Here is a 22,344-nt window from a genome sequence, read left to right as displayed (position 1 = left end):
ACATTTTATGTCGCAAATCTGTACACTTGCTCAACAGACAATAAAAAAGGCACTTGAGCGTGCCTGTTTTATCAACTTAAACTTAAACTTAAATTTCGATCTGGCTGCCCAGTTCCACCACACGATTGGTCGGGATCTGATAGAAGTCACTGACCGGACTGGTATTGCGCTGCATCGAGATAAACAGCTTTTCACGCCATGGTGACATGCCATCACCAACGGTATGCACAATACGGTCTCGCGAAATGAAGAAACTCATTTGCATCATATCGAACTCAAAATCCAGTTGTTTATAGGCCTGTTCCAGCGCGACCGGAATATTTGGCTGATCCTTGAAACCATAATAGACATAGATGCGATAAAAGTGCTCATCCAGCTTTTCTACTTTTAAGCGGTCGGCTTCAGCCACATAGGGAATATCCTGCGTATAGACCGTCACCATCACATTGCGCTCATGCAGCACTTTATTGTGCTTGATGTTATGCAGCATCGCATGCGGCACAATATTCGGGGTACCGGTCAGGAAAATCGCTTCACCTGGCACATATTGGGTTTCCTTGCTCATGCCAATACTTTTAATAAATAACTCGATTGGCAAGGCATTGGTCTCCATGCGGTTATACACGATTTCACGACCACGTTTCCAGGTCATCAGAATGGTATACACCACCACACCAATCAGGATCGGTACCCATCCGCCAGAGAGGATTTTTAATGAGGTTGAACCGACAAAAATCAGATCAATAATCAGGAATGGCACCGCAAACAACGCCACTTTCCATGCAGGCCAACGCCACACCCCATAGGCCAGCGTCGAGATCAGGATGGTACCGCAGAGCATGGTCATGGTCACCGCAACGCCATAGGCACTGGCCAGTTCGGCACTGCTTTCAAACAGTAAAATCAGGATCACTACCGAGATAAACAACACCCAGTTAATGAAAGGCAAATAGATCTGGCCCTGCTCTACATCAGAGGTATGGTGCACGGTAAGACGTGGCAAATAGCGTAACTGCATGGCCTGATTGGCCATCGAGAACACACCGGTAATCACGGCTTGAGAGGCAATCACCGCCGCGGCAGTTGCCAGTCCGATCATCGGGAATAAGGCCCAGTCAGGCACCAGCAGGTAAAACGGGTTTTCAATCGCCTTGGCATCACGCAACAGTAAGGCGCCCTGACCTGCATAGTTGAGCAGCAAGCACGGCAAGACCACGATAAACCAGGCCAGCTTGATCGGCATCCGTCCAAAATGGCCCATATCGGCATACAACGCTTCCCCACCGGTCATGGTCAGGATCACTGCACCCATGGTAATGAAGGCGACCGTTGGCTGGTCATAGACAAAATGCAGCGCCCAGTAAGGATTGACCATCATCAACACATACGGGGTCTGAATGATGCTCCACAGGCCAATCAGGCCAATGGATGCGAACCATAATAAGGTAATCGGCCCAAAGAATTTGCCCATGGTGGCAGTACCATGTCGTTGCACCATAAACAAAGCGGTTAAAATACCGAGCGCAATCGGCACTAACCAGCGATCCAGTGTGGGTGTGATCAGACTCAGGCCCTCAATCGCCGACAGTACCGAAATGGCTGGCGTAATAATGCCGTCACCAAAGAATAGCGATGCCCCGATAAAGCCCAATGCGATCAGAAAGATTTTATTCTTGTTGCTGAATACGTTAGAACGCAGGTTTAACGCCAGCAAAGACATGATTCCGCCTTCGCCATTGTTGTCTGCACGCATGATCATCGACACATATTTAAAACTGATGGTCAGGTTCATGCACCAGAAGATCAGGGACAGGATGCCGAGGATCGATCCTTCACTGATATCCACATGTCCTGTGACAAAGCATTGCCGTATCGCATAGAGCGGACTGGTCCCAATGTCTCCAAATACCACCCCTAATGCTGCCAGCGTCATCGCGGGCAATGCGGCTTTTTTTGCAGTACTTTGCATATTATGTCGCTTCAAACTAAAACGTTATATGGCGCAATCTTATCATTAGCCAAAAAGTTTTTCTGCAAATCTGTTCATCACAACTTGGCAGCCCGCATTTTTTTGGTTACTATCGCACACCTTGGTGAGGTGTCCGAGTGGCTGAAGGAGCACGCCTGGAAAGTGTGTATACGTTTGCGCGTATCGAGGGTTCGAATCCCTCTCTCACCGCCAAGATTATTTCCAAAACCATCTAAAGATGATCTAAAAAGCTTAAATCTAAAGGACTTAGGCTTTTTTTATTGCTTACAAGTTCCTACCCTTTCCATTGCAATCCCCCATGTTGTGGGGGATAATTGGGGGATGATTATAAAAATCGAATAATCGTCCCCCAATTTGCATGGATACCATTCAGAATGCTTAGCGATGCTCAAGTTAGAAAAATCAAACCACTTGAAAAGAAAAAGCGTTATGCCGATGAAAAAGGACTGTATTTAGAAGTCACGCCATCAGGTGGTCGCTTCTGGCGGTTAAAATATCGGTTTAATGGTCGTGAAAGTACTCTCACTATTGGCAGCTATCCAGAGATTTCGCTTGCACAAGCTCGTCGGACTCGTGATGAAGCACGTATTCAGCTTTACAATAATATCGATCCCAATGCCGTAAAAAATCAACGATTACAGCAAATAGATAAAAGCATCCTTTTCAAATCACTTGCGATGGAGTGGATGGAAGATCGTAAAGCCGTCATTAAAGAAACGACTTATATACGGGATCTATCAGTCTTTGAAAAAGACCTTTTCCCTGCATTAGGTGATATACCTATTGATCAGATTAAGGGTAAAGATGTACTTGCTTGTGCAAAAAAAATTGAAGAACGTGGCGCACAGGAAATGGCTAAACGTTCAATTCCTTTAGCTGGTCGAATTTTTCGCTTTGCGATTCGTAAAGGCATTATTGAAAATGATCCAACACCTCACCTACAAGAAGCCTTGAAGCCTCGTAAAGTAAGGCACATGGCCCGTTTGGATATTTCAGAATTTCCCCCATTCCTTGAACGTATGGATCGTTATCATGGTAGTCCAATGATTAAAACAGCAATTCAGTTGATGACCTTAACTTTTGTACGTACTGCTGAACTTAGAATGATGGAATGGGATGAAATTGATTTTGAAAATAAATTATGGCGTATACCTGCTGATAAAATGAAGATGGCTCAACCACATATTGTTCCTTTGTCGAAACAAGCAATCGAGTTAATTGAGCGATTACGCCCTCTTACAGGCAATAAACAATACGTGTTTTATAATCATAGTACAGCTAAGCCTATGAGTAGCAATGCTCTTCTATGCGTAATTCGTACTATGGGCTATAACGGGAAGATGACTGGACATGGCTTCCGCGGGCTAGCTTCAACGACATTACATGAGCAAGGCTACATGCATGATGCGATTGAAATCCAACTGGCACATCGAGTTGGGAACGCCGTATCTCAAGCCTATAACCATGCTCAGCATTTGGATTACAGAATCAAGATGATGCAGGAATGGTCTGATTTTATTGATAGCTTAAGAACTAAAATTATTACCTAAACATAAAAATTTAACTTGCACAATTAGGTAGGATATCCTATTTTAAAAAGTAGGATTCCCTACATTTTTTGAATCATAAAATTTTGAAAGGATTTTAACATTTGTGAAAACTAGAACTGAAATTAATCAACAAAGCAATGAACGCCGCGGAATAGTTAATAAAGCTTTTAAGTTGCATCAGAATACCGTTGATGCTATTCGCAGCTTTGCTGATGATTCTGAGAAATCTCAAGCTCAGCTCGTAACTAATGCCTTTGATGGTTTTTATACACCTCTACCTGCTGGCTATGAAAATGAGGATGGCGAAGATATTTCAGCAGATATCTATATTTATCACCCTTACAGTTTAGAAACATGGCTCATTATCACGAATATTCGATATGACTATGATGAAGATAAAGAAATTGATTTCTATGAAATTAACTTTGAGGACATGATTAATTACTTTATTAGCCAGCATTTGCCAGGTCTCCACATCAATCACATAAAGATCTTCTACACTCCTATACTCGGCTCAGGTGAGTTCTACAGACCAAATTTCTCCAAATTAAAGCAAGAAATGTACAAAGAAACAGTTTCTTTCTTTTTTGACCTATTTCATGAAATGCCAACTCTGTTTAGATATAAAAATCTTGAAATGATTCCTATGTTGCAAGACTCCAACGAATATGAAAAATTATTAAAATTATATTAATTTCAACCAACTAAATAAAATCAAAACTAATAAATAAGTGAAAGAGGTGTACTTCTCTAGCAAAAACTATGCTGGCTATAAGCATTTCGATATAAATTCTTTTTGAAATGCTCCAACTTTGACATTTAGGTTAAAGAGAGAGCCATTACACCAATAATAGTGCCTTCATCAAGCAGTTTAGCCTGTGAAATTCTCACTAATTTGATTAAGGCTCTCAACCTAATTGTTTCTTTTAAAGTAGCAATAAAAAAAACAAATCAAAAATCAATTCGTATATCCAAACAGCAATGCCTTATACGGTAAGGATCGCCTGACCTATGATGAGTATGTTGAGAGTAAAAAATTGAACTTGTATGTTCATCAAATTCAGAAGTAAAATTTTCAAGTCTATTATTAGGATCTGTGGCTAACTCTTTAAGATGAGCATCCCAGCTTTGCATTACTTCCTTAACAGAGTATTGCGTTTTGTTTAAGTAAATTAGAACACCACCACTTTCAAATTTCCTACCAGTTGAGTAGTCATTTATCAACTGATAAAGCCCTTTCTCATGGTATTTGTCTCCACCATATAGTTTAGCTTCTCCAATCCACTTAAATTTTTTACTTTGGTTTTGTACTAATATATCAACATGTCCATTGTTATTAGGATCATGCATAGAAATAAAACCTTTTGAATCTAAGTAATCTACAATTCGACAAGAAATGTCATCTTCTAATTTTCTATGTAATAGTTCTACGTGTTTTTTAAATTCATCTTTATCTTGTATGTTCTTTTGAGCTGAATTATATAAATCTTTAAAATTCTTCACTTCAGAGTTTTTATTAACATTCGAACAAATTCGCTCTGACGCCTCATCTAGAACCTCTTCAAAAAGTTGTAAGAATTCCTCATGAGAATCAACATGCCTAATACGATGGAGTTGCAATACAGCTTGATCATTAAAATTAATACTGGTCATTTTTATGATCCAAGAAATTTTGAGTAACTCCAAAATAAGGAAGAACCAAGTTATAAAACTGTTTTTCAGAGAGTTCTTCGCCTGTAAATGGATGCGAAAATTTCTTTGAAATAATCATTTTATTTACTTTTTCAAACTTTACTGGCACATATCGTTCTTCTATCTCTCTCCAAGCAGAGAACCCCTGTTCAAGAATATCAATATCTTCTCGCGTCAGATAAAAAACACTCGAAATAAAATCTTCATTACTAATTCTACTATTAACCTTCTCACGTAACTCATCAAAGCTAAAAGTGACCTCAAGATCTATTCCAGCAATAATTAAATAATCCAATATAAAAAGACAGCTTAACTTTATATCGGAATACTCAGAAAATTTCCGATTTCGAATAACTTGATGGAAATAGCTATCTCTTAATGAAGAATTCATGTGATAGTTCTATTCGCTAAGATCTTATCGATAATGAAAACATAATCATCATAAGATTTGATATCAAAAATATGTGCTTCATATAAATTCTTCGTTCCTGATATGGCTTTATTAAAATAACGATAATGCACACCTGTATAAACCTGAGGCCATGTATCTGCAATACGTTGAAAACGCTTACTTATCCGATAGGGACGAATTTTACCACCTAGAGCCTCTTCAGCAGCTTTACCTCTTAGATGATATTCAGCTTTACGAATATCACGAGCTCGATCTCTCAAAGTTTCATGATGATTATTCTTTGAAGTGGAAAAAGACGCTTTCGTAATTTCACCTTCTTTATTATCATAAAAGTTTTGGATAGTAGTATAAAGATTTATAAATTGGGCCTTATCCGGGATGCGACAATTTGTGACGCCAACTTTTCGAAATGCCTTATTAATACTTACTTTTAAATTATTAAAAAACTTATCAACGGCATTCGCTAGAATGATACTCCCCAGATCTAATTGCAAAATTAATCGTTTGTTTTTTAAGTCAAGAGCTATAGCATCAAAACAGGTAATTTCTACAGGGCGATAGCCTATTATTCTATTATACTTGGATAAAACTTCTTCAGCAAAATTACCTAAGTCACTTTCAGTTAATTCTTTTCGTTCAGCGACTTCACGGACTATTTTAAAGTTATATAGAATTAAATCTTCTGCAATTTGATGACAAGAATGTGCTACGTATTCTGTACCATCAAAAGACGTACTGTCACTATAAACTTTAATAAAAGCATTAATGAGTTCCTGAATCCCATCTTCAGTGAGATGGTTAAAAACCATAATTAGTTTATTATCATAGCGAATATGATTTTCTAAAAGTGTTGATATCTTTTCTTCTATTTGTGAAGCTTTTGCATCACTACATCTTACAGCTTCGCTAGTAAGCGATCCCCATCTATGAGCGACATCAATCCCAGCTTTTTCAAAAATGCTTTCAACAATATCAAGATCTATCCGTCGCTCCTCACAAAGTTTAATTTTATTTACTAAACTCTTACGTGGATGTTCATTATTCTCATCAACTTTAATCGCTACTTGTGCTGTCATTTTTCAACTTTTTAAAATATAACTTTGCTTAAATTAATATACTTTAATAAAAAAAAATAGCTTAATTCGACCAAATGCTAAATTAAAAAAAGATACTGCCTCTAAAATAAAAGTTATAAATTTACTTTAGAGACAGTTCAAAAGCTCACTTTATTCGTCTCGACATTCCAATTTACCTTCAATCCACAGATGAATTTCTAAGGCAGACCAGCCAATACGTGATTCACTTAAGCGAATAGGTTTAGGAAAGGTTGGATCATGATATTTTGACTCCTTATTTATCATTTCATAGATTTTTGAGCGACTAATACTAGTGAACTTTATTACATCACTAACTGTAATAATTTGATTCATCTGAAATGATTGAGTTCTACGTATATCCATGATGTTTTCTCTTAGTTAATTCAAACCTGAACCGATTACAGTTCCCCTTTCTAGATACCCTAAATACAGGTTATTAAGAAATTGGGTTGAAGGTAATTTATTTTTTCTAATTTTTGAGGATTGCTTGGTTTGAATAATTAAATGTAAAGGAAGGTGGTTTAAACTATTTTGAATTTGACTGATCATTGTAAATAATCCTATATCGATAAAATCATAAAAATCCGATTTTTTGAGCATAAAAGCCACACGTAAAAATGCAGCAGAAGGTGCTGTTTGACGTTCTTAGGCTAATTTAAGCTACCATTCTAAGTGCTTGTTCCAAGCCACGTTGTTTAATAGTTGATCCTGCACCAAACCATGCTGAATCCAAACGGTGATCCTTACTCATCGCACGTCTTTCGTGATCGACGAATTCGGTGATTGAGCATAGTAATCCATACGCTGTATCTTTGGCTGAACTCAGCTCTGCCCCACGCCCATGCCCGTTAAACATGGTCATCACCTTGGACATGGCCCGTCCATTCGGTTCAGTTTTATTATCTGATCGAGTTGAGTGAGTTTGGTTCGGTATGACTGCTTTTCGATAGAACTGAATGATACTCTCATCCTGTTCCGCAATACTCATACTGGTGTTGTTAAACACTGCATCAAAGTACGCTGCGGCTTCTTGTTGAGTGACTTTACGTTGACTCAATTGCTTCATTTCATACATATGCTCATCCCATGCCCGTACTGAAATACCCAGTTGCTGTTTAACCTTTTCCGCATCAAATCGGGTGCTATGTGGCACCTTCACCACACCTGTACTGCTTAGCTGCCCTCTTAGTGCAATCGCCAGAGTGTTATTGCATACCACACGGATACTGGTGAACTGCGCCGTAGTTGCCAGAGTTCCATCACAGGCCGTTGCCAATAAAATGTAGCCGTTGCTAACATCCTTTCCTTTTAAAGCGGAGGTCTGTCCAGTCTTTGCCAATGCCCAGAATTTCTTTCCGCCCTTGAGTACACCTGCAGTTTCCAGTTCAAAACCCGATTGCTCGGTCAGGTCACGATAGAACTCTAAAATTTCCATCGGCTGTACTTCATGAAAACGTTGGCTCACCACGGATAACGGAGCAAGGTTATCAGATCGATACAGTACCCGCTGCTCTTCATAAGGCATGATAATGTTCTGCCCTCTATGGTTTTGGGCCATATAACTAACATTGGAAGATTCAATCCTCCAGTTCATACCTGCCTGTTGTGCCCAGACTTCGATTGGCTGGTTATGGGTTAATTGATTGCCTAAGCCGTGCCAAGGGGTTTGCCCTACATAGGCCATTTGTTCAAGTTGATGTGCCATGATGTTTTCCTTTTAGATGTATAAACAAAGAGAGAATGTAATAAGAGTTATGTTCTATTCAGGCCGCTTGATTTCGAACTGTTCCAGACATTGTTCGCACTGGTAATGCCAGATCACGAGGTTGTCCTGTTGCTGGAAGTAGAGTAGAAACATTCCGCCTGCGGTCAGACCAATAAAGCCGCCAAGCAGTGGATTGATACCCAGCCGTTTTGAGAGTTCCATGCCCGCACTTGCCAGTGTCATCGGTGAAAAAGAAGAAAATGAAATCTTGGTTCTGGATTGGGTTTCCTGGGTACGCCGTAGTAATTGCACATGGGTTGAGTGGCAATAGGGACATTGCTGCATCATGTACTCCTGATTTAGATATTGAGAGGTTGAATAACCGGCATAAAAAAACCACGAGCATTAGCTCGTGGTTTTTTAGGGTTTATGCAGTTTGGGGAATTGGGGTGATGATTGTTTTGATTAACGATTCGTTGTCTTTGTAGTCGTCTGGTTAGGTTTCTTACATGGACGAATGCTTTGGATATAAGCGCCATCGCCCGTATCTTTAAAGAAACCATTCTTGGACTGAATTTCCAGACATTGCCCTTTTTTATAGGGTTTGAGTTGCTTGGCAACCTGAATCGGTAGCGCAAAACTATTCAGGATCACTTCGCCTTTGGTGGTGGTGAAAACCACCGCTTCTTCGCCGTAATGTACATTGGCTTTTAAGGTAATCTGTTCGGTTTTGGCAAAGGCCATTGAACTCACTGCCATTGTTAAAAAACCGCAGCTGAGGAGTTGAATCAATTTCATAAGCTTATCTCGTATTTATTCATGAAAGTCATGTTGGTTTGAATGAATGTATTGTAAAAACAGGTTGGACTTAGCGACCAAAGCAAGGCTTGTAACCTTCGTTGATGACTTCATCTGTGCTTTTGTTCCACTGCACCACATACCAGGTACATTGATAACGATCTGAATCCCATGCAGTACGGTAAGTGATGGTATTGCCCTGTTCACTCCACCCTTCTAAGCGTTTGGCAACTTGATCTGGAGCAGAACGTCCCCAAACCTCCATAAGGTGAGAAGCCAGCATGAGATCAATATCAGCAACAGTGGTGCGCAAGTCGGCTGGTGCAGACTGGATTGGTTTTAAACCATAGCGGGAAAGTTTTGTGCTTAGGGTTTTTCCTTCATGGTATTGGGCATCAACGTCGTAACTTAAACGTTCAGTTGCTGCTGCTTTTTGGCTGGCTTTAGCACTATCGACTGCGGCAAGTGCCCCTGCAACATCATCCGCACTGACTTCAAGATGTGCTGTTTGGGTCTCTGGATCTTCGGTTAGACCTTCAATGCCAGAGAGCTTGGGTTCCCTTGGTTCTGATGTGGCATTACCTTGATCCGTTGCTTGCTGCTGTACTTTACTTTGCTCTAGTGCAAGTTGTGCCAACTCAATATCGGTTTTACGTTGTTGCTGCTGGTTAAATAAAACAGCAGCGACAACAACAATCACCGCAATACATAGTCCAAGGATTATCTGCTTTGATGTTTGAAGTTTTTGCATCATCTATCCCCCTTAATGCGGCCATAGGCCCTGTTCTTTGAGTGCCTTGATTTGAGGATCGATCGTTACCTCACCTGTTCGGCAGTTGGTCATCTCACCCGTCTTTTGGTTAAAGCTTTCTGAGACGTTTGGGTTATCACATAAGCGTTTGTATTTACTGACTGGGGCTGGTTGTGATGCTTTGGCTGGTGCACGGTAACCAACGCGTCGAACAAATAAACTGTTCCGTGTGCCGAATACTCTTAAAATGCCTCCACCTTCCCAAGTTGCGGTATAGGCGAGCTGTTGTTCACAGCCATCGAACATTGAGGCTTGAACTTCATGTACACCATAATGAAGTGTTGCTGAGCGGTAGGTACAAATAGCTTGATAACCACTGCCTTTCTGTACATTGACTAAGTGCGCCATGGTTTCTGCTGAACCTAATCCATAAGAAGATGCTGCATGGCTAAGGACACTAAAACTGCTAGCGAGGATTGCCACGGCAATTAATTTTTTCATCATTTTTACCTATTCATTTTTATCGTGTTGCTTGAGATAGTTGCTTAAATTCTCTATGAGATCAGCCATTCCAGAAAGGTAAAGGGCCAGACAAAAGCATGGCCCAGGAGATAGGCTTTGGAATAACCTGCGGGAAAACTCCAAATCAATTTGATCCAGTAGCCCACCATAATCAGCAAATAAGTAAGGAGAACGTTCTTCATGCTCAGCTCCCTATTTCAATTCAGCCATACAGGCAAAGCCTGCACGCTGTACTTGGTTTGCCCAATCATCGGGAAATTGCCACGGCTCTTGAATCTGTTCTAACCGATCTTTGCCGTAGTGCTTTTCAACATTGTTATAACTACAGGAACAAAAACTGCGATTAGCTCCCCAATTTCTGCATCCATCCTTAAACTTAGATTCAAATGAACTGCTACAGGCTGTGAGTAAGGCACAGCCGAATAATAAAAATAATCGTGTTAATCCCATCTCTTCTTCCCATCAATACATATGCATGCCAGCCCGTCTCCGGATATGGCTTCATTGAGGTAATGTGTAAGTGAAATTGCTTTAATTAAGATCAGAACGAAATTAATGAAGTTGTTTTTATAAAGCCCAGATATGACTTATCCTGGGTTCATCCCAAGTTCATTATGAATATTGATCGTCATAAAGGTTTCAGTGAAATTAGTAGAAGCTATGTCCTGCGATAACGGACAGACAAATAGTGAGATGATGAAGAGAAGAAACTAAAAATAGTACGCATGGCGGACTCCTAGATGAAATAGAAGCTCTACCGAATCACTGTCAATTGATTATGGTGGTAGAACGAAGGTGGGTTGACAGACCAGCCATCTAGGAACTGGCACGCACAAGGCGTCCCTCCTTCGCCCTACCGCAACGGAGGAGGAACGAACGAGTTCGCCACCAAAAAATTGCTTTTTTGATGTGCTAGATGGAAACGGTCTGTCAAAACCGACTGGCAATGTAGGCCAGCAAGCAAAGGATAGTTGTTGAAACAAAGAGTGTCAATCTGATATAACTGGGCAATCATTAGAAGCGTTATTAGTGCATACTTGTCGCCCTTTTAAGGGTAACACATTCACCACAAGCCATTGAATTAACCACCTTTTATAGCTAACTTTGCACATAATCACCTCGCCCAACTACTTACAATCTCAATCCTCTGATATTATTCTTTTCATTCATAACAGACTCTTTTTTACACATGTCAGAAAAGAAAAATTCGATTGATCTCATCAAACAGTTAGAAGAAATTAAGATCCTTGAGCGATTTGTGATTCAGAATATTCGTAATCCGGCTATCTCAATTGAACATCATTGGCATTTTTCCCACGTAAAAAATGAAGCTGAGGAACAGCAAGTTATTCAATCACTCCTCGATAATGGCAATTTTTCAATTTCAGATGAACAAAAAGCGCTATTAGAGCTAGGTTTACAACAGCATTATTTTGATAAAACTAAATTTATTGAATTACCCATCGAAGACCGTCTTTATCGACATTATGATACGGTGCTTCTTGCCATCAAAAAGTTTAAGGACTATATCGCTTCAGATGATTATCTCCAATTAACCAGTCCCCTCATCGAGTCAGGAACAAAGAATGAATGGACTGAACTTTTGAAAGAGGCGCAACTCGCCTATAAACAGGCTTTTCAATTTTATGGACGGCATATAGATTGTAGATCAGTAGATATTCCAGCAGAAATTGCTGAAAAAATAAAAAAAATACAGGCTCAGGCATATAAAGATTTAGAAATCAAAGAAATGATTCGGGTTCATTTAAAGCCCAAATACAGAGAGCACGTGGAAAAGTTTCTCTGCCCAACCAAGAAAAAGAATATTGAGACACATGCGCTTTTTGACACTGAAATTGACGTTGAATATGAAAAAATGATTCTTCCAATCATCATAGAAATTTATACGCACAAACAAAGAAATTTATTGAATAAACAGAATGCCTTTAAAAGCGCTCAAAATAGGGGGCATTACTGTTATACCTATATGCCTAGAAAGAAAGATGTTAAAAAAATCTTCATCAAAACAGGTATTCCAGGGAGCAAACATATCAAACGCTTAGATGACCGACTTGAGGGCTGTGAGGAAGTATTAGAAAAATTACAGGCTGAGGATGCCATTCCTTATATCCATAAAAATATCCTTCAAAATTTCTATCAATGGAAACATCAACTGAAAGATCATGATGATCCTCAGCTGTCCCTTTATGAAAAGGTTAAAAAAAATTGCTGTATCGTGAAGTAAAATTTAGTACGGATCGTTCTAATGAAAAATCTCTCGGTGCACAAAACTGTTAGAACATCGACACCCCATCTAAAGTATTCCTATGTTGTACAACATGCACTTAAAACTCCCAACAAGGAATACACTTATGGCATCAACAACCGATCCCTTCAAAATGATCACGCGCCTTGATCTAGAGGAACTGACTGGTTTATCTAGATCAACCATCTACGATCGCATGAATTCAAAGTCTAAACGTTATGACCCAGACTTCCCCAAACCAGTAAAGTTTGGCCATCTAACCCGCTGGAGGCTCAGTGAGGTTCAGGCCTGGATTCAGTCCAAAATTGAAGCCCGTAATCTCCTACAAAAGACGGCCTAACTGTGTATATCTCATAGATTGAGATATTCACGGAAATACAATATGAATTTGTGCATAGCCTGTCTGTTTTACTTGAGTTTTGCTTGAAGATGAATAACGGTATTAAACCATTTAATATATATTCTCTAAATATATTCATATCTTTTAGATATTTATATTCTTGAATATTGATCTTCATAGTTTAAACGTAAGAGATAATTGAGCAATGATCATCTATAGTGATTCTGACTGCTCTAGCAAAGTCAGATCACTCAATCAGTTAATCCGTCTCATAGAGTAAATCATATTTAACTGATGTCATACATCCCATTTAGACACGACTCAACCTCGTGGCTACAGACAGCTATTGCCCAAATTTCTTGAAACCTATTTATCGAGAAGTTTATGAATAAACCACAACTCCATAACTCCGCTGGCACATTTACGCTTGAGGAGCTAACTGCTCTTCAGCGTTCTGATCTAAGTTCAAGCATGATGACAGCACAAGATGGCAACTCATATCAATTTAGACATGCGATTGATCATGTAGCTGATATTTGCTTCAACATTGTCAATGTCGTTGCTCAATGCCAAAAGACTCAACTTCCAGTAGCAAAATTAGTGAAAGAAAAGTCCCCATTCTTTCATGAACGCTATCGAGTCCATTTTCCTCCTACATGGGAGTCTTTGGAACAGAAAATACGTTCAGCATTTCAACATCACTTCTCTACGAAGTATTTATATGGAGTAGAAATCAAAGCTTGGATATTGATTCAATCTCAATTCACCCCAGTTGAGCTTGAAGTATTGGCCCATGTGTCTGCAATCGATTATCGAAGTGAAGAGTGCGTGCAACAGTATGTCGATTTATTTAATCTGTTTATAGCGCGGCTGGTTAAGTACCTGAGTAGTGCCGAGTATAAAAAGAAAATTAGAGATCGGAATATAGACAAAAAAAATAATAAGTCTGCGTGCATTGAGCTCTTCAACCATCTCATTGCAAAGTTTGCCAGAGTCTTGATCATCAGAATGGATTTTGCCTTGAAGCGTGATCCAGAGACCTTACTCAAACATGCATCGTCTATGGCTCTCCCTTATTCGCGTCATGACCTGAGCTATCTAAAACGGTCTATGAAGAAGTTCAAGAACAATTGGCGCAATAACAAGCTATTAAGCGCCATTGAAGGCTATATCTGGCAGTATGAATACTCTCATGCCACTGGATTCCATGTACACGCCTACTTTTTCTATGATGGCGATAAACATCAAGAGGATATTACGCTCGCCCAATATATTTCGGGTTACTGGAAGACAGTAACTAGAAATCGTGGATGTACCTACATCTGCAACATGCAGAAAGACCAATACAAACACTGTGGTATTGGCATGATTCATTATTCGGATAGTGAAAAACAGTCTTACTTGTTCAAAACCTTTGATTACATCGTCAAATCCGATCAGTTTTTTATGTTTTCTGAGCTGAAGAGTTTTAAACGATTTCAGCGCAGTGAGCTTCCTGAGCCTAAAGCCAATTCAGGCCGCCCTCGCGCTCTAATCACAACAAAATCTCAACCATTCACTCAGGAAGTATAATATGACCACATTCAGCGCTATGGAAAAAACCGAAGCCCTTAATTATCTCAATATTGTGACGAGAGCCTATGCTTATCAAGGATACACGCATGCTGCCCCTGTTTCATTAGCCTTATACTCAGAGCTGATCCACAAAATTAAAATGGGAAAACGCTTTCGGATTTTCACCCATAATCCTACGTCCTTCCCTAATCCATTTGTCCCTAATCTTTATGTCACAAACTTAGGACACATTGTTCTAACTATTGTGGGAGACAATACCTGTAACCCTTATACAACGGGTAGATTTCAAAATGCCTTACTTCATCCTGAAATTGCCTTACTCAGTCAATTGATGCGAACACATGGTATTTGCAATATTCCTCTCGGAGCATATCAACATGTAGAACAAGCCTGTGAGATGTGTTTTGCTGATTTTAAAGTCAAAATCCAAACTAGAGCAATCACAACTCAATGTAGATCCTGGAGTAGTAAATACGGATACTTTACGGGTTCATACGATCGTTTCTTAGAATTCATCTATGGTGAAACAAATCGTTTTGAAGTTCATTCACTCGTTGTACAGCGTAAACTTCTTAATGGACTTGAGCCTGCTTTTGGTGATCCTGATTTTCGAGATAAATCAGCTTATGAAATCGTACAAGAGCAATGTACAGAGATCATTCAAGCCGTTTGGCGTAAACGCCGTCAAAATAATGTCCTCGGTATTCTATCCAGAGAAGAGATCGACATAGAGCAGACCCAATCGATTAGACTCATATTCTTTGTAAAAAAAGAATATTCAGACCTATGTCCGTTTGATAGTACGCCACTTTACCAAACACTCGCCCCTTATTTTATTAATCTCAATCGAGATCATATTGCCTTAGGTACAATCCACACCATGAATTCTGGTATTGCTCCGCTCTATCAAGAGCAGGAACAAAATTACTATGACTTAAATCAAATTCATGTAGGTAATCGCCTAAATGTACTCAAAGCTCAACTGGTTGTTCCTGACCACTGGTTTAGGCTTAGGGATAACGCTCCAAGTTTGAAAATTGAACGTGGTAAAGCGGATTATGAGCGATAACTAAGCTATTTTGAACGAAACAGCATAAGATAACTTATGCTGTTTTCTATTAAATTAATATGTAACTAGCGTTTAGCTAATTATTTAAAGTCCATTTTAACTCTCAAATTAGGCTTTATTTGAGATAAAAAAGCAAGACGCCCATTATAAGAATTTCTATAGACTTCATTTTCTGGATCATTGTAGAAAAGTTTTTCAACAATTCTCAGCTCTTTAAGCTGCTTAAATTCCGCATCTAATTTATTATTTAACACAACTGTTCCTGTAATGAATTTAGCTTGATTTTCTTTATAAAGAAAAATCTTATTCTCTTTTACTTTTAGATTATATTTTTCTATAATTTTTTTAGCATTCGTTAAAAAATTTGAATTCACCCCACAACCAGTAAATGTAAGATCATCTACATAAACCGTCATAATTGTATCTCTATTTTTAGAAAATCTTGACAACTCATCAAAAAGCCTTTTATTAGCCCAAAAAGCTATGCTCATACTAGCAGGACTTCCCGTTGGCACATGATCGTTAAAAGTAAGTAAATGACTTAAAGTATCAGCTACATCGGGAGATTGTTTTAACTCTCTCATGAAAAATTGAAATACTTTATCTCGAGTCGTAGAGGTAAAGAAGCTCTCAATATCAATAGTTAATGTTCTTTTATCAGAAAAAAGATGTTGTGAAGCATTGGTAATTATCGAATGCTTTTTCCGACCTGAATGTAAATAATCGGGATGATGAATTCTACCCAACAATGAAGCAATTCTTTGATGGACTATAAACAACTGATCTATTGGTTGCTGTATAGATCTAATCTTATTTTTTTGCTCTAAATCAAAGCAAGAATAATATGAATCATTCTTTAAAACTTTAAACGAGTTAAGAGGGATACCTAAAATATCCGATAATTTTCTTTTCGAATGCAATTTATATAAAATAGATTGAGAAATATCATAATTAACATTGCATTTTTGCTTCATTAGTTTCTTTCAGTTTCTTATCACCAACCCATTCTAAAATACTTACAAGTTTAGAGGTAGCAAATAATTTAAACTTTTTAGATATTTTTTCTGGATTTTCAATATTTTCTGAAAGATAGACTAGTGATGACGTAGGAATTTCAAAATATTTAGCGAAATCTTCTAAAAAATTATATGAAACTGTCTTTTTACCAGCTTCAATTTCACATAAATAGGATTTAGATATATTCAATTCAGACGCTAATTCTGCTTGTGAAATACCATGAAATTTACGAATTGCTTTTAATGTTCTATGTATCATAATGTAACATCCTAATATGAGTTACTTTTAGAGTTCACTTGAACTCCAAATAGGATATTACATCTATTGATCAAATCTCTCCCAAAAGCTCAAGACTCTTTCAATATTCGCAATAAAAGAAATACCTTTCAGAAATAAGGTAATAAGAAAACTTCTCTTCTTTTTAACTACATTCTGTCGAATATCTCTTTGTTCAAGTGCTTGCTGATTTTCGTTTGATTTATCCATATATGGTACCTTTCTTAATTACACCTAACGGGATGTTAGGCTCCGTCTGTAATAAAGAACCGTATCAGCAAGTTATCTCTAAAGTCTGCCCCTTGCTGCCGTCAGCAAGGGGCGACTAAGCCTAATTTAAGTATCTATAAAAATTATATTTAAAATATAAAATTTAGAAACTGTACGGGCATGGGTTAGAAGAAATCTTCCACGAGTCGCATTGCTACAACTCAAAAAGGTGATACTGTATTTTCATAAATTTAAGGCTATAAAAATTTATAGTATCAACCAGACGGAAATCTGGTCATCAAAACGATGAATCAATTATAGGGAATTTAATAAGAATTTCAAGAAAAATTCGCAAATAGCGAACAATTATTTTTCTAAGCCTTTATTAAATATATTTCTCTGATAAAAGCATCCTTCAAGAAATGGGGGATGATTGGGGGATTTTTAATAAAATTAAAATACTTATTTAATATATATCATATACTTAAATAACATATTAAACTCCCTCTCTCGCCAGAATTTATGATCATGTGTTTGCATGAAATGAGAAAGCTTAAATCGAAGGATTTAGGCTTTTTTATTGCTTGTATTTTTTCAATTGATTTTATAGGAATATTTAAAATTTCAATAATTTTAATTAAAATACAGCTACTTACAATTAAACCATCTAATAGTTTAAATCTAGTTATCATCAACTTTCCGCACTTTCTCAATCGTAATGTACTCATTCGGAATAACGATCTGTTTCTCAATCTTTTTAACTTTGTAAGCAATCAGGGTGTTTTTACCAATACCCTGAAATAAAACTTTTACATCCTTAAAAATAAAGGTTTGATGTTCGCTTAACTCAGGAGTCGTTGTTTTAGGTAAATCAATTAAGTTGGCATAAGGGGCTTTAATATACAGTGTCGCTTTTTCTATACTGACACCTGTTTTTTGCATTGTGAAATCTAAGAATACTTTGCCAATATCTCCAATAAAAAACATAGGTACAAGGGGAATTAGGATAAGAAAGAACGATATTTGTATACTGTCTTTAATATGTGTTTCTAATCTCTTTAATTTAGTTCTTGCAAATGCTTTAAGATTTTCACTGGCATCAGGATCATCAATAATCTCCTTTAAGTTTTCAAACTTATTGCCAAACTCTTTGATCTTCTGCTTATTAATGTAAAAAGCATAATAGAAAAGTGAAATAAAGGCCGAAGTAAGTGCTACATAAAGACTGATTTTCCAATGCAATAATAATAAACTTCGAATGGTATATAAAAGATAAAGAGAGCCAGCTAGTGTCAGGATACTTATCTTTGGAAAGGGAAGTTTTCTACCTATTTGTATATGCTGGGGTAAATACTTATCTATGGCACTTAAAATTAGATAGGCGATAGGCATCAATGAAATTCCAAAGAAAAATAGCACTATGCTTAATCCAGTATAGACAATAGAACAGGCAACAAAAATCAATAGAAAAATGAGTGTATCGCCAAAGCTAATTTCTGAAGGGATATAACCAATTGTGAGAAGATAGGCAACTAAGCACAATATTCCAATCGAAATAATTACTTTTATAGTTGTTAGCCCTACCTCATGCCACTGACTAAAATTATTTAAAAATTTTTCTATTAAATCATTCATAAATTATTGAACCAAATTTGTATAATGCCATTTAAATAACTTATTTCCCCAATACTATCTACACTAAAATTTATTATATCAACTTAGGAGGTGAGTTATATATATTACATTATAATTAATAATCAGCATTTTTGTTCTTAAAAAATTATTATATACTCTATCTTATAAGTAAATCAGATTCATCATCCCACACGGACTCAAGCCATGTTAGTTCAATGTAAAAGATGGAAACTAGTGGCAAGATTTCGATATGATTAATTCTCAAGATAATGGAGCAAAAATTAAAATGACAAAGTTAACTGCTATTGATATAGCAAAATGGATGATTAAAGAACTAGATGATCAAGAAGTTCTTTATCCTGAATGGGCTGTGTGGGAAATCCAAGAGTTATTTGGAGATGAGTTTATTTCCGAAAATGAGAATGGAAATATATCAATCTCCAAGAATGTTCTAAAAGAATTTCGTAAATTGACCGAAAGAGAAGTTGTATGGATGCGATCAGAAAAAGCTTGGCGTAGATTATATGAAGATGAAGAATATGAAGGTCGGCAAACATACTAAAGAACTTTTGATTCTTAAATTATTATTTACAATTAAAAATTTTTAATTAATATTTTTTAGAAGACTTTTTAAGTTCTCGAAAATTTGTGCAGTAACGACTTCTTGAGGTGTTTTCCAAATATCACCTAACTTATTAATAACAGGTATTACAGAAGCGGGCTTGATAGGCTCGTTTCCACTCATAACAAAAGGTCCATCCGTTTCAGTTAATATTCGATCTTTAGGAATTTGGCTTACAAGCAGCCGCCCTCTATCACTTGACAACATCCTTTGATTAATTGAAAACCAACATCCTCTATCAATAGCTCTTTTTAAATCGTTCTCCTTACCTGTATACCAATGTAAGACAGGAATACCATTGTGAAAATATGCATCCAATCCATCTAATGTAGCTTCCACAGCATTCAGGCTATGAATCGTTAATATTTTAGATGAAGAGTTATTTGCTTTTTGCAAGATATGCTTAAAAACTTTAGTCTGTATTTTCTGATGAGATTTTAGTGAAGATGAACCATCTAACCCAATCTCACCTATATACTTTGTATCATTTATCAGCAAATCAAATAGATCTAACTCATCATAACGCTCATGTGCGATTTGAGGATGTAATCCAAGTGCGGTCTGAATACGCTTATGATTTTCAGCAAGCTTCTTTGTACCAAACCAAGCCCTTGGCGTAGTTGTTACAGACAAAATATAATTAGACTCTCCACAAGCAGAGACTACAGCTTGTGGATTATCATACAGATCTAAATGACAATGAAAATCGATTAATGGAAGCATTAGATATTAATACCGAGATTCTCTTTTTTTAGATACTGCTCTACCTCTTTGACACCCCTTAAAACAGTATCAATAATTTGCTGACGCTCATTAGGTTCTGTTGGTAAAAAACCAGATTTTGCAACCCATAAATTCTTATTAGATATATTTTTAATTTTTCTAATAGCCATAATCATAGACATTAAGTCATCTCTTTGGTTATCTCGTTTTATTACATCATTTAATTCAGCATAGTTATACTTCGTTAAATCTTTATAATTAGATGCATTAAATGACGCTCGTCTAATTAAGCATGGTAAGCATTTACCACATTGCACTCCTGATCTTTTCCACTTCCCACAAGAAACAGTTTTTTTAGCAATCTTTTGCAAAGATTTCTGATCTTGGCACTCAAGCATCATTTCTCCTTTTGTTTTGAATTGGTAAGGATTCTCTATTTCAACTGGAATCCCAATGTTTTCAAAAAGGATATTTAATTTTTGAAGAAAATAAGGATGCGTTGTTCTTGTACTTAATGCACCAATACGTCGAGGAGTAAGGGGTGGATTAATCGAAATAAAACCATTTTCTGGAATATAAAGCTTAATCTTTTTATTAGAAAAATGATTTTTACTTAAAGCTGTACCAACTAATGCGCCAAATGCAATGAAGTTAAAACTTCGTGTCCTCATTTGGACATCTGCTGGAATTTCTTTAACTTTCCTAGGGTTAGCTACAACTTGAAACCTAGCATTATTAAATCCAAGCTTATCATATACATCATCCTGTTTTTGTCTGTCTTTCGGATATGCATGACTCACTAAAACTGATTTTTTCCCTTGAACCTTTAAATCTATCGCACCAATTGTACTATCCAACCCTCCTGAAAATAAACAAACTGAGTCATGTCCTTTTATATATATTTTCCTTGTTCGAATACCACCATTCATCATTTTTGGTATTTCAAAATTACTTTGTCTAAACTCAAAATCCCATAAATCACCACTAAGGAAATGTAATGATTCCTTTAATAAATTCTTTTGTCCATCCCAAAGAGCTGGATTCAACATTGGAATATTTATTTTGAGTTGTCGACACCATGCATCTTCTGCCCTACTATCTCTCTCAACAAAAGTATCAGCAGCTGTTACAGCTAATGAAAGCATCATTAGATCGAATGCTGTTTCATCAGCTTCCTCTTGAAGTCGTCTAAATTCGTTTAGTGCCGCCCCACCTATACTATTATATTTTCCAGAAACAGCTGACTTTCCGAACATTAAAACTGGTAATAATCGATCTGACAGAGGAGGCAATTTAGTGCTATCGGTTTCAAAATAAAGCTCAATCATTTAAATAGTCCTCCCACTCACCCCAAATATCTTCTAATGCTTTCATTTGTATACGTTCAATATCTTTTCTCGTTAACGAGTTTGCACTATTCTTTAGTTGTGTACTCATATGCCTATCAACTGAAGACTTAATTAAAGAATGCAGATCTTGTTCAAGGCTCACAATATTTTCAGGTGTATCAGCCTTATCAAAAGCGGCTCTTGAATCCAAAATAATTTGTTGAAATAAAAACTGTTCCGTATAGTTCAGCATTAAGTCAATAATCATATCACTTGAAATTTTATTAAAATCAAACTCTTCCACCCCATCTAAACATTCAGCTAAAGATTGATTCAAGCTTGCCCTGATTCTCTCAGAATCTCCATCAATAACTAAAAGATTTTCTATAATTTTATCAATTACAATATCGATTGGCTGACCATTAAGATCTGATATCTTAAGGTTTAAATAATCATTTCCAGCTTGAAAATTCTGAAATAAGTCAAATAAGCCTCCCCCAGCTGAAATAAGCTTTTGATAGCGTTTAGGAGCTACTGATTTTCCGCCCGTCGCACTTTTTGCATAATGACCTATTGCTTTTCTTAAGTTTGTACCACTTGAACCAGATGGTTTATTAGCAGCTTTACCTAAATACCCCCTAAAATCACCTAGATTATTTTCTTCTCCACATTCAATTGACCCTCCATCATTTGCCCAAGAGGGAACTAAAGGCGTTTTTCCATTTGGACCTTTACTTGAAGTTGATGTCCCCATATTTCCTCCTAT

Annotated in this window: 26 protein-coding genes and 1 tRNA gene; 8 read left to right on the top strand and 19 right to left on the bottom strand. The window is 37.2% G+C overall.

Going from position 1 to position 22,344, the window contains the following annotated elements:
• Window positions 1–88: 88 nt before the first annotated feature.
• Window positions 89–1,969 carry a potassium transporter Kup gene (locus JO943_RS07250; RefSeq protein ID WP_005227781.1) on the bottom strand — a complete coding sequence of 627 codons (1,881 nt, stop codon included), beginning with the start codon at window positions 1,967–1,969 and terminating at the stop codon, window positions 89–91.
• Window positions 1,970–2,092: 123 nt separating this feature from the next.
• On the opposite strand from JO943_RS07250, the gene JO943_RS07245 reads away from it, so the two are divergent.
• The 3 genes from JO943_RS07245 (at window position 2,093) to JO943_RS07235 (ending at window position 4,234) form a co-directional block, all read left to right on the top strand.
• Window positions 2,093–2,182, top strand: a tRNA-Ser gene (locus tag JO943_RS07245).
• Window positions 2,183–2,364: 182 nt separating this feature from the next.
• Window positions 2,365–3,540: a tyrosine-type recombinase/integrase gene (locus JO943_RS07240; RefSeq protein WP_202740403.1), complete on the top strand. Its 1,176-nt coding sequence runs from the start codon at window positions 2,365–2,367 to the stop codon at window positions 3,538–3,540.
• Window positions 3,541–3,643: 103 nt separating this feature from the next.
• Window positions 3,644–4,234 carry a hypothetical protein gene (locus JO943_RS07235; RefSeq protein WP_202740402.1) on the top strand — a complete coding sequence of 197 codons (591 nt, stop codon included), beginning with the start codon at window positions 3,644–3,646 and terminating at the stop codon, window positions 4,232–4,234.
• 257 nt (window positions 4,235–4,491) lie between these two features.
• Here JO943_RS07235 and JO943_RS07230 read toward each other — a convergent pair whose 3' ends face one another.
• From JO943_RS07230 to JO943_RS07180, 11 genes are all read right to left on the bottom strand, one after another.
• Window positions 4,492–5,193: a hypothetical protein gene (locus tag JO943_RS07230; protein ID WP_202740401.1), complete on the bottom strand. Its 702-nt coding sequence runs from the start codon at window positions 5,191–5,193 to the stop codon at window positions 4,492–4,494.
• Window positions 5,180–5,623 carry a hypothetical protein gene (locus tag JO943_RS07225; protein ID WP_202740400.1) on the bottom strand — a complete coding sequence of 148 codons (444 nt, stop codon included), beginning with the start codon at window positions 5,621–5,623 and terminating at the stop codon, window positions 5,180–5,182. The genes JO943_RS07230 and JO943_RS07225 overlap by 14 nt, the downstream gene beginning before the upstream one ends.
• Window positions 5,620–6,720, bottom strand: coding sequence for a hypothetical protein (locus tag JO943_RS07220; RefSeq protein ID WP_202740399.1), 1,101 nt, complete (start codon window positions 6,718–6,720; stop codon window positions 5,620–5,622). Before JO943_RS07220 ends, JO943_RS07225 begins: the two co-directional genes overlap by 4 nt.
• Before the next feature lie 150 nt (window positions 6,721–6,870).
• Window positions 6,871–7,104, bottom strand: coding sequence for a helix-turn-helix transcriptional regulator (locus JO943_RS07215; RefSeq protein ID WP_202740398.1), 234 nt, complete (start codon window positions 7,102–7,104; stop codon window positions 6,871–6,873).
• Between the two features lie 292 nt (window positions 7,105–7,396).
• Window positions 7,397–8,446, bottom strand: a complete 1,050-nt coding sequence (locus JO943_RS07210) for a DUF932 domain-containing protein (protein WP_202740397.1) — start codon at window positions 8,444–8,446, stop codon at window positions 7,397–7,399.
• Window positions 8,447–8,500: 54 nt separating this feature from the next.
• Window positions 8,501–8,791: a hypothetical protein gene (locus tag JO943_RS07205; RefSeq protein WP_004774636.1), complete on the bottom strand. Its 291-nt coding sequence runs from the start codon at window positions 8,789–8,791 to the stop codon at window positions 8,501–8,503.
• A 120-nt stretch (window positions 8,792–8,911) separates the two neighbouring features.
• Complete coding sequence (locus tag JO943_RS07200) at window positions 8,912–9,244, bottom strand: hypothetical protein (protein WP_202740396.1); 333 nt, start codon at window positions 9,242–9,244, stop codon at window positions 8,912–8,914.
• 70 nt (window positions 9,245–9,314) lie between these two features.
• Window positions 9,315–9,995 carry a hypothetical protein gene (locus JO943_RS07195; RefSeq protein ID WP_202740534.1) on the bottom strand — a complete coding sequence of 227 codons (681 nt, stop codon included), beginning with the start codon at window positions 9,993–9,995 and terminating at the stop codon, window positions 9,315–9,317.
• A gap of 12 nt (window positions 9,996–10,007) precedes the next feature.
• Window positions 10,008–10,499, bottom strand: a complete 492-nt coding sequence (locus tag JO943_RS07190; RefSeq protein ID WP_202740395.1) for a hypothetical protein — start codon at window positions 10,497–10,499, stop codon at window positions 10,008–10,010.
• Window positions 10,500–10,549: 50 nt separating this feature from the next.
• Window positions 10,550–10,699 (bottom strand): hypothetical protein, encoded by a 150-nt coding sequence (locus tag JO943_RS07185; protein ID WP_202740394.1) that lies wholly within the window; start codon window positions 10,697–10,699, stop codon window positions 10,550–10,552.
• 10 nt (window positions 10,700–10,709) lie between these two features.
• Window positions 10,710–10,967, bottom strand: coding sequence for a hypothetical protein (locus JO943_RS07180; RefSeq protein WP_004770428.1), 258 nt, complete (start codon window positions 10,965–10,967; stop codon window positions 10,710–10,712).
• A 739-nt stretch (window positions 10,968–11,706) separates the two neighbouring features.
• Here JO943_RS07180 and JO943_RS07175 point away from each other — a divergent pair.
• The 4 genes from JO943_RS07175 to JO943_RS07160 all read left to right on the top strand — a co-directional run bounded on the left by JO943_RS07175 (window position 11,707) and on the right by JO943_RS07160 (window position 15,767).
• Window positions 11,707–12,762, top strand: coding sequence for a hypothetical protein (locus JO943_RS07175; RefSeq protein WP_202740393.1), 1,056 nt, complete (start codon window positions 11,707–11,709; stop codon window positions 12,760–12,762).
• 127 nt (window positions 12,763–12,889) lie between these two features.
• Window positions 12,890–13,123 (top strand): helix-turn-helix transcriptional regulator, encoded by a 234-nt coding sequence (locus JO943_RS07170; protein WP_004673345.1) that lies wholly within the window; start codon window positions 12,890–12,892, stop codon window positions 13,121–13,123.
• Between the two features lie 384 nt (window positions 13,124–13,507).
• The gene (locus JO943_RS07165) at window positions 13,508–14,695 is read left to right on the top strand and encodes an inovirus-type Gp2 protein (protein ID WP_202740392.1); all 1,188 of its coding nucleotides are present in this window, start codon (window positions 13,508–13,510) and stop codon (window positions 14,693–14,695) included.
• Between the two features lies 1 nt (window position 14,696).
• Complete coding sequence (locus tag JO943_RS07160) at window positions 14,697–15,767, top strand: hypothetical protein (protein WP_202740391.1); 1,071 nt, start codon at window positions 14,697–14,699, stop codon at window positions 15,765–15,767.
• Between the two features lie 80 nt (window positions 15,768–15,847).
• Here JO943_RS07160 and JO943_RS07155 read toward each other — a convergent pair whose 3' ends face one another.
• The 4 genes from JO943_RS07155 to JO943_RS07140 all read right to left on the bottom strand — a co-directional run bounded on the left by JO943_RS07155 (window position 15,848) and on the right by JO943_RS07140 (window position 18,905).
• Complete coding sequence (locus tag JO943_RS07155; RefSeq protein ID WP_009510207.1) at window positions 15,848–16,741, bottom strand: reverse transcriptase family protein; 894 nt, start codon at window positions 16,739–16,741, stop codon at window positions 15,848–15,850.
• Window positions 16,719–17,042 (bottom strand): helix-turn-helix domain-containing protein, encoded by a 324-nt coding sequence (locus JO943_RS07150; RefSeq protein WP_009510187.1) that lies wholly within the window; start codon window positions 17,040–17,042, stop codon window positions 16,719–16,721. Before JO943_RS07150 ends, JO943_RS07155 begins: the two co-directional genes overlap by 23 nt.
• Before the next feature lie 63 nt (window positions 17,043–17,105).
• Window positions 17,106–17,270, bottom strand: coding sequence for a hypothetical protein (locus JO943_RS07145; RefSeq protein WP_009510285.1), 165 nt, complete (start codon window positions 17,268–17,270; stop codon window positions 17,106–17,108).
• A gap of 681 nt (window positions 17,271–17,951) precedes the next feature.
• Window positions 17,952–18,905 carry a hypothetical protein gene (locus JO943_RS07140; protein WP_032873559.1) on the bottom strand — a complete coding sequence of 318 codons (954 nt, stop codon included), beginning with the start codon at window positions 18,903–18,905 and terminating at the stop codon, window positions 17,952–17,954.
• Between the two features lie 250 nt (window positions 18,906–19,155).
• Here JO943_RS07140 and JO943_RS07135 point away from each other — a divergent pair, with 250 nt between their 5' ends.
• Entirely contained in the window at window positions 19,156–19,467 is a 312-nt protein-coding gene (locus JO943_RS07135; protein WP_227614430.1) for a DUF6953 family protein, read from the top strand.
• Window positions 19,468–19,509: 42 nt separating this feature from the next.
• Here the strand turns inward: JO943_RS07135 and qatD are convergent, their stop codons facing one another.
• From qatD to JO943_RS07120, 3 genes are read right to left on the bottom strand one after another with little or no spacing between them, the layout of a single operon-like run.
• Complete coding sequence (qatD, locus tag JO943_RS07130; RefSeq protein WP_032873556.1) at window positions 19,510–20,250, bottom strand: Qat anti-phage system TatD family nuclease QatD; 741 nt, start codon at window positions 20,248–20,250, stop codon at window positions 19,510–19,512.
• On the bottom strand, window positions 20,250–21,578 hold the full coding sequence (gene qatC, locus JO943_RS07125; RefSeq protein ID WP_032873554.1) for a Qat anti-phage system QueC-like protein QatC: 1,329 nt from the start codon (window positions 21,576–21,578) through the stop codon (window positions 20,250–20,252). Before qatC ends, qatD begins: the two co-directional genes overlap by 1 nt.
• Complete coding sequence (locus tag JO943_RS07120; RefSeq protein WP_032873552.1) at window positions 21,571–22,332, bottom strand: hypothetical protein; 762 nt, start codon at window positions 22,330–22,332, stop codon at window positions 21,571–21,573. The genes qatC and JO943_RS07120 overlap by 8 nt, the downstream gene beginning before the upstream one ends.
• Between the last annotated feature and the right edge of the window lie 12 nt (window positions 22,333–22,344).

It is taken from the genome of Acinetobacter sp. 'aerobic (ED)' (genome assembly GCF_904886855.1).
GTDB lineage: Bacteria > Pseudomonadota > Gammaproteobacteria > Pseudomonadales > Moraxellaceae > Acinetobacter > Acinetobacter courvalinii.
This window is presented reverse-complemented; position numbering and strand designations above follow the sequence as displayed.